Origin of the sequence: Mycobacterium sp., from assembly GCF_049585075.1 — a bacterium.
Lineage (GTDB): Bacteria > Actinomycetota > Actinomycetes > Mycobacteriales > Mycobacteriaceae > Mycobacterium.
This window is the reverse complement of sequence record NZ_JBAUZA010000373.1, coordinates 1-6,895: the sequence shown is the minus strand read 5'-3', so window position 1 is coordinate 6,895 and position 6,895 is coordinate 1. Positions and strand designations below refer to the sequence as shown.

Sequence of the window (6,895 nt, the reverse complement as noted above, 5' to 3'; positions counted from 1 at the left end):
CCCCGATGCTGGGCGGCGCGCTCGGACTGGCCTGGCGGCTGGATCGCGGCGCGCTGCTGCTGTGGACGGTCGGGCTATGCCTCTATGGCTTGCTGATCGGCAGCGTGGTGCACGGCATCGGCGACGAGCTGGGCGGCGGTACGGCGCAAGACATTGTCGAGCGGATGGGCGGCACTGGCGCATTGGAGCAGGCCTTCGTCGCTGTGGCGTTCTGCATGCTGGGCATGATGGCGTCCGCATTCGCCATCTCGCTGGCCCTGCGGCCGCACCAGGAGGAGACCAGCCAGCGAGCCGAAACGGTGCTAAGCGGTGCGGTAGGCCGACGCCGTTGGCTAGCAAGCTATCTGGCTATCGCGTTGATCGGGTCCGCCGTCGCGATGTTGATCGCAGGAGCAGCGGCCGGACTGTCCTATGGTGTTGCCGCACATGACATCGGCGGCAAGCTTTCGATGGTCCTCGCGACCGCGGCGGTACAGCTGCCCGCCGTGTGGCTTTCCGCCGCGGTGACCGTCGCATTGTTCGGGCTGGCACCGAGGTTCAGCCCGGTGGCATGGGGCGCGCTGGTCGGGTTCGTCGCGCTCTACCTGATCGGGTCGCTATCGGGCTTTCCCCAATGGCTGCTCGACCTCGAGCCGTTCGCGCACGTTCCGCGGGTTACCGGCGGCGCCTTCACGCCATTTCCCGTCCTGTGGTTACTGGTGATCGACGCCGCGCTGATCTCGGTGGGGATGGCGGCGTTCCAACACCGCGACGTGCAGACCTAAGGAGCACATCATGAAACTGCTTGGTAAGGGCCTGGTTTCAGCGGCTTTGGGCCTGGCGGCCTTCGGGTTGATGCTGTTCCTGCCGGCGGGGACATTCCATTACTGGCAGGCGTGGGTCTTCCTCGGGGTATTCGCGCTCTCCACCTGGATCCCCAGCATTTACCTGGCGCGCACGAACCCGGCCGCGCTCGAGCGGCGCATGCGTGGCGGGCCACTAGCGGAAACCCGAACGCTGCAGCGGATCGTCATCACCTTCCTGGTTATCTGCTTTCTGGGCATGTTCGTTTTCAGCGCCCTTGACCACCGCTTCGGGTGGTCGCCGGTTCCGACGTCGATCTCGGTGGTCGGCGATATCCTGGTCGCAGTCGGTCTGAGCGTCGCGATGCTGGTAGTCATCCAAAACGGCTATGCCGCAGCCAATGTCACGGTTGAAGCAAGCCAGCAGCTCGCTTCAACCGGGCTGTACGGATTGGTGCGGCATCCGATGTACACCGGAAACATTATCTTGATGGTTGGCGTCCCGCTGGCGCTCGGCTCGTACTGGGGTTTGGTCTTTGTCATCCCCGGCCTGATCGTGCTCGCGCTTCGCATCCGCGATGAAGAAGACCTACTCGAAGAGGAATTGCGCGGCTACCGCGAGTACACCCAAGAGGTGCGCTACCGGCTGGTGCCCTACGTGTGGTGAGCGCTTGAAAAGGGACTTTTGCGACTGCTCGCGGGGAAAAGCCCGCCTTAGATCCAGACGCCTTTGCCCACCGCGACAACGCCTCCCACGCTGATCGCGAAGCGTTCACGGTCCTTCTCCAGGTCCACCCCGACCATCTCACCCGGCCCGACGACGACGTTCTTGTCCAGGATTGCGTGACGGACCACGGCACCGCGGCCAACGCGGGTGCCGGGCATGATCACGCTGCCCTCGACGATCGCTCCGTCGTCGACGACGACGTTCGATGACAGCACCGAGTTGCGTACCGACGCAGCCGAGATGATGCTGCCAGCCCCCACCACCGACTCCTGCGCGGAGCCACCGTTGACGAACTTGGCCGGCGCTAGATTCTCCGACTCGCCGCGGATCGGCCAGCGCTTGTTGTACAGGTTGAACACCGGATGCACCGACACCAGATCCATGTGGGCGTCATAAAAGGCGTCCAGGGTTCCGACATCGCGCCAGTAGGCCCGATCGCGGTCGGTGGCGCCGGGCACTTCGTTGTCGGAGAAGTCGTAGACCGCGGCCAGCCCGTCGGATACCAGCCGCGGAATGATGTCGCCGCCCATGTCGTGGTCGGAATGATCTTCGTCGGCATCGGCACGGATCGCATCGATGAGCACCTTGGTGGTGAAGATGTAATTGCCCATCGACACAAAAGTGCTATCCGGGTCATCCGGCGTGCCGGGCGGCTCAACCGGTTTCTCGACCCAGTTGCGGATGCGCCCAGAATCATCGGCGTCCAAACACCCGAATGCGCTCGCCTCAGCACGGGCCACCCGGATCCCGGCCACCGTCACCCCGGCACCGCTGTCGACGTGAAACCGCAGCATCTGCTCCGGGTCCATCCGGTACACGTGGTCGGCGCCGAAAACCACGATGTAGTCCGGATCCTCGTCGTAAATCAGGTTCAGCGATTGATAGATGGCGTCGGCCGAGCCGGTATACCACCGCGGGCCGAGCCGCTGCTGTGCGGGAACCGGGGTGATGTACTCACCGGCCAACCCGGACAATCGCCAGTTCTGCGAAATGTGACGGTCCAGCGAGTGCGACTTGTATTGGGTGAGAACGCAGATCCTCAGATAACGGGCGTTGACGAGATTGGAAAGCACGAAGTCGATCAGCCGGTAGGCGCCGCCGAAGGGAACCGCGGGTTTGGCCCGGTCCGCGGTCAACGGATACAGCCGCTTGCCCTCCCCGCCGGCCAGGACGATGCCCAGCACGTGTGGCGCTTCCCTCATGGATCAAACCTAACGGCCGTCGCGAACCCCTGCCAGGTCATTCCCGTGAATACCCACGCTGACGGACTGTCCATCAAGCTATTTGGGTCAACCCGGCGTCGGGCCGCTTCACGGCCCGCATCGTCGCCGAACTACCGTGCCGGGTATGCGGGTGGCGATGATGACTCGGGAGTATCCGCCCGAGGTATACGGCGGCGCGGGAGTACACGTCACCGAGCTCGTCGCACAACTGCGCAAGCTGTGCCAGGTCGACGTACATTGCATGGGCGCTGCCCGGCCGGACGCGTTCGCGTACCAGCCCGACATGCAGCTGCGCGGCGCGAACCCGGCGCTGTCGACGTTGTCGTCGGATCTGGTGATGGCCAATGCCGCCGCCGAGGCCAGCGTCGTCCACACCCACACCTGGTACACCGGGTTGGCCGGGCAGCTGGCCGCATTGCTCTACGACGTCCCGCACGTGTTGACCGCCCACTCGCTGGAGCCGTTACGGCCGTGGAAGGCCGAACAGCTCGGCGGCGGCTATCGAATCTCTTCGTGGGTGGAGCAGAGCTCGGTGACGGCTGCCGACGCCATCATCGCCGTCAGCTCGGGTATGCGCGACGACGTGTTGCGGGTCTATCCGACGCTGGATCCTGGCCGGGTGCATGTCGTGCGCAACGGGATCGACACCGAGGTGTGGCACCCGGTCGACGCGTCCCCGTCTGCCCCGGGGGAATCCGTGCTCGCCGACCTCGGCGTCGACCGCGCCCGGCCGATCGTGGCATTTGTCGGGCGAATTACCCGACAGAAAGGCGTCGCCCACCTGCTGGCAGCCGCACACCGCTTCGACCCCGACGTGCAGCTAGTGCTGTGCGCGGGAGCGCCCGATACACCGGAAATCGCCGCGGAGGTGTCGGCCGGGGTGGCCGGGCTGGCCCGCGAGCGGTCCCGCGTGTTCTGGGTCAGAGAGATGCTGCCCATCGGAAAAATACGCGAGATACTCTCGGCTGCAACAGTTTTCGTATGCCCATCAGTGTACGAGCCGTTGGGCATCGTCAACCTCGAAGCGATGGCCTGCAGCACCGCGGTGGTGGCGTCGGATGTCGGTGGCATTCCAGAGGTGGTCGCCGACGGGGTCACGGGTTCGCTGGTGCACTTCGACCCCGACGATGCGGACGGTTTTGAGATCAGGCTCGCTGAGGCGGTCAACGCCCTGATCGCCGATCCGGAAAAGGCGGAGCGCTACGGCCAGGCGGGCCGGCAGCGCTGCATCGCGGAATTCTCCTGGGCGCGCATTGCAGAACAAACGCTGGAGATTTACCGGAAGCTGGCTTAGCTGGTGACGCCTTTGAGCTCGTCGCCCAGCGCGGCGGCTTCGTCGGGTGTCAGCTCGACGACGAGTCGTCCACCGCCCTCCAGCGGTACCCGCATCACGATGCCGCGCCCCTCCTTGGTCGCTTCCAGTGGACCGTCTCCGGTCCGGGGCTTCATCGCCGCCATCGAGTGCTCCCTCCAGGTTCGAGGTGGCCCGCCGTCACGGACCTCGTCAGCGCCGGGCGTGCCCCGCCAGTGGAATTCCAGCCATCCCCGGCATTGAACTGCAAATTCACCCCTCCATTGTTCCCTATCCGGCTCGGGCAGGTGAACATGACCTCCGGGTCGGCGTTTTTAACGGGCTGCTGACGGCACCCAGCAGGTTCGAATGTGATCGTCGACCATCCCGGTCGCCTGCATCAACGCGTACGCGGTGGTCGGTCCGACAAAACGGAATCCGCGGCGCTTCAACTCGCGTGCCATCGCGGTGGATTCCGCAGTGACGGAAGGGACTTCTGCGGAGGTCAAGGGCCGGGGCCGCGGCTCCGGCGCAAACGACCACAGCAACTCGGAGAGGTCGACCCCGGTATCGGCAGCGGCACGCGCGTTAGCGATAGTCGCCCCGATCTTGGCGCGATTGCGGACGATTCCCGGGTCGGCCATCAGCCGGGCCACGTCGACATCGGTGTACCGGGCGACGGTCTCGATGTCGAAGCCGGCGAATGCCTGCCGGAAATTCTCCCGCTTGCGCAGGATGGTCAGCCAGGAGAGGCCGCTTTGAAAGGCCTCCAGACTTAATCGCTCGAACAACGGCACCCGCCCGCGCAGCGGTTGGCCCCATTCCTGGTCGTGATAGTCGCGGTAGAGCGCGAAGTCCGGGCCTGGCCGACTTTCGGCCCAGTCGCAGCGGATCAACCCGTCGCCGTCCGGCGCGGTCATGTCGGCTCCTGGCGGTCGGCAACATCAGCGACCGGATCGGGGTTCTCGGTCTCGTCGGCGGCTGCTGCGGCGTGCACCGACGAGAGTTGGCCGCGCAGCAAGTCGAGCTCCTGACCGAGCCGGTTCAGCACCCAGTCCACCTCGCTGGTCTTGTAGCCGCGCAGTGTCTGAGTGAACTTCACCGCGTCGACATCGGCGCCGGTGACACCGGAGGGCGGCAGCACGGTCGGCGTCGTTCCCCTGGGCAGCGGCGGCAGCGACTCGCCGCGGCCGAACAGCAAACTAACCACCCCGAACAGCACGACCGCGACCAGGACAAGTACCACCAGGTAGAGCAACACCAAAGCCACGTGACCGATATTGCCTTATTGGTTCCGTGTCGACCCGCTGCGCCCGGCTTCGCCGCGCTTGCGATCGGTGCGACAGCTCGACTATGGCGCCCGTAGCGCGTTCATCGGCGGCCGATCGGCCAACGACACCGTCGACGTGCGCGGGGTGTAGCCCTCACCATCGGGACCGTCGACGAAAAACTGGGTCAGCCCCACTCCGGAGTCGGGGATGCCGCAGCGCGACAGCAGGGTCGCGACAACCTGGCGGCTCATCGGGCCCAACTCGGCCAGCGGCCGGTTGCGGTGTGCGCGCACGCCCAGGTTGACCTGTGCGATCGCATCCAGACCCAGCCGGTCATAGGTGTCGACCAGCAGGCCGATCTCGACGCCGTAGCCCGGCGCGAACGGCACCGAGGTGAGCAGTTCGCGGCTGGCCGCATATTCGCCGCCGAGCGGCTGCAGCACACAACCCAGTTCGGGTCGCAAGGCCGCGAGCAGCGGCCGCGCCACCAACTCCGTGACCCGCCCGCCGCCGGTGGCGCCTTCGCGGCCGCCGGCCTCGCTGACGTCGCCGATGTTCAACGGCCGCCGGTAAAAGCTCTTGACCAGGTGGATGCCGTCCTCGGTGAGCAGCGGCCCGAGCAGCCGCGGCACGAACATCGGGTGGGGGTCGATCAGGTCGGAGTCGACGAACACCACGATGTCGCCATCGGTGGCGGCCAGTGAGCGCCACAGCACCTCGCCCTTGCCGGGCCGCGGCGGGATGTGCGGCAAGGCTTGTTCTCTTGTGACGACGCGCGCGCCTGCGGCGATCGCCCGGATCTCGGTGTCATCGGTGGAGCCCGAATCGAGCACGATCAACTCGTCGACCAGCCCGCCGACCAGCGGTGAAATGCTGTCGATCACCGATTCGACGGTTTCTTCCTCGTTGAGGGCAGGCAACACCACCGAGACGGTCCGTCCGGCCTTCGCGGCCACCAACTCGTCAACGGTCCAGTGCGGACGGGTCCAACAGCGGTCGGCCAGCCAGACGTCGCCGGGCAGTGCGGTCAATGCCCCCTCGGCCGCGAGGTCGACCAGCTCTGATGCCGTCATGCGAGTCCTCTCACCGTGCGCGTCGGCAGGCGCTGCCCATTGATCGAAGCCACCATCTCCAACACCCGCCGGGTGGGCCCGACTTCGTGCACCCGGAACATCCGCGCACCGGCGGCAGCCGCGAGCGCGGTGGCTGCCAGGGTCCCCTCCAGCCGTTCGGTCAGATCCACCCCAAGAGTCTCCCCGACGAAGTCTTTGTTGCTCAACGCCATCAACACCGGCCACCCGGTGTTAACAAGATCTTCCATGTGCCGCAACAGCGCCAGGCCGTGGAAGGTGTTCTTGCCGAAGTCGTGGGTCGGGTCGATCAGCACGCGGTCACGGGCCACCCCGGCAGCGACGGCGCGCTCCGCGGCCGTGGTGACTTCGCGGATTACGTCGTCCACCACCCCGCGGGTGCTTGTCGCATAGCTGACCCGGAATGGCCGGGTGCGTGGCGGCAATCCCCCGGTGTGCTAGCACACCAGCCCGGCTCCGAATTCCGCGGCCACCTCGGGCATCGCTGGATCGACACCACCCCAGGTGTCG

The 6,895-nt window shown here is 66.1% G+C and carries 7 protein-coding genes and 2 pseudogenes; 3 read left to right on the top strand and 6 right to left on the bottom strand.

Annotated features, from left to right (window positions below; all coding sequences use genetic code 11):
- Positions 1-764 (top strand): annotated as a pseudogene (locus WB785_RS17510) (ABC transporter permease); the annotation flags it as partial.
- A 10-nt stretch (positions 765-774) separates the two neighbouring features.
- Positions 775-1,449 (top strand): methyltransferase family protein, encoded by a 675-nt coding sequence (locus WB785_RS17505; RefSeq protein WP_424080571.1) that lies wholly within the window; start codon positions 775-777, stop codon positions 1,447-1,449.
- 47 nt (positions 1,450-1,496) lie between these two features.
- Here the strand turns inward: WB785_RS17505 and glgC are convergent, their stop codons facing one another.
- Positions 1,497-2,711, bottom strand: coding sequence for a glucose-1-phosphate adenylyltransferase (gene glgC, locus WB785_RS17500; protein WP_424080570.1), 1,215 nt, complete (start codon positions 2,709-2,711; stop codon positions 1,497-1,499).
- A gap of 145 nt (positions 2,712-2,856) precedes the next feature.
- Here glgC and glgA point away from each other — a divergent pair, with 145 nt between their 5' ends.
- Complete coding sequence (gene glgA / locus WB785_RS17495) at positions 2,857-4,026, top strand: glycogen synthase (protein ID WP_424080569.1); 1,170 nt, start codon at positions 2,857-2,859, stop codon at positions 4,024-4,026.
- On the opposite strand, the gene WB785_RS17490 is transcribed toward glgA, so the two are convergent.
- The 5 genes and pseudogenes from WB785_RS17490 to WB785_RS17470 all read right to left on the bottom strand — a co-directional run.
- Positions 4,023-4,190: a DUF3117 domain-containing protein gene (locus tag WB785_RS17490; protein ID WP_003406247.1), complete on the bottom strand. Its 168-nt coding sequence runs from the start codon at positions 4,188-4,190 to the stop codon at positions 4,023-4,025. The genes glgA and WB785_RS17490 overlap by 4 nt on opposite strands.
- A gap of 168 nt (positions 4,191-4,358) precedes the next feature.
- A complete protein-coding gene (locus tag WB785_RS17485) occupies positions 4,359-4,943 on the bottom strand; it encodes a DNA-3-methyladenine glycosylase I (RefSeq protein WP_424080568.1) in 585 nt (194 codons plus the stop codon).
- On the bottom strand, positions 4,940-5,293 hold the full coding sequence (locus WB785_RS17480) for a DivIVA domain-containing protein (RefSeq protein WP_424080567.1): 354 nt from the start codon (positions 5,291-5,293) through the stop codon (positions 4,940-4,942). The genes WB785_RS17485 and WB785_RS17480 overlap by 4 nt, the downstream gene beginning before the upstream one ends.
- A gap of 81 nt (positions 5,294-5,374) precedes the next feature.
- A complete protein-coding gene (locus tag WB785_RS17475) occupies positions 5,375-6,367 on the bottom strand; it encodes a glucosyl-3-phosphoglycerate synthase (protein ID WP_424080566.1) in 993 nt (330 codons plus the stop codon).
- A pseudogene (locus tag WB785_RS17470) lies at positions 6,364-6,895 on the bottom strand (dihydropteroate synthase); the annotation flags it as partial. The pseudogene WB785_RS17470 and the gene WB785_RS17475, both read right to left, overlap by 4 nt.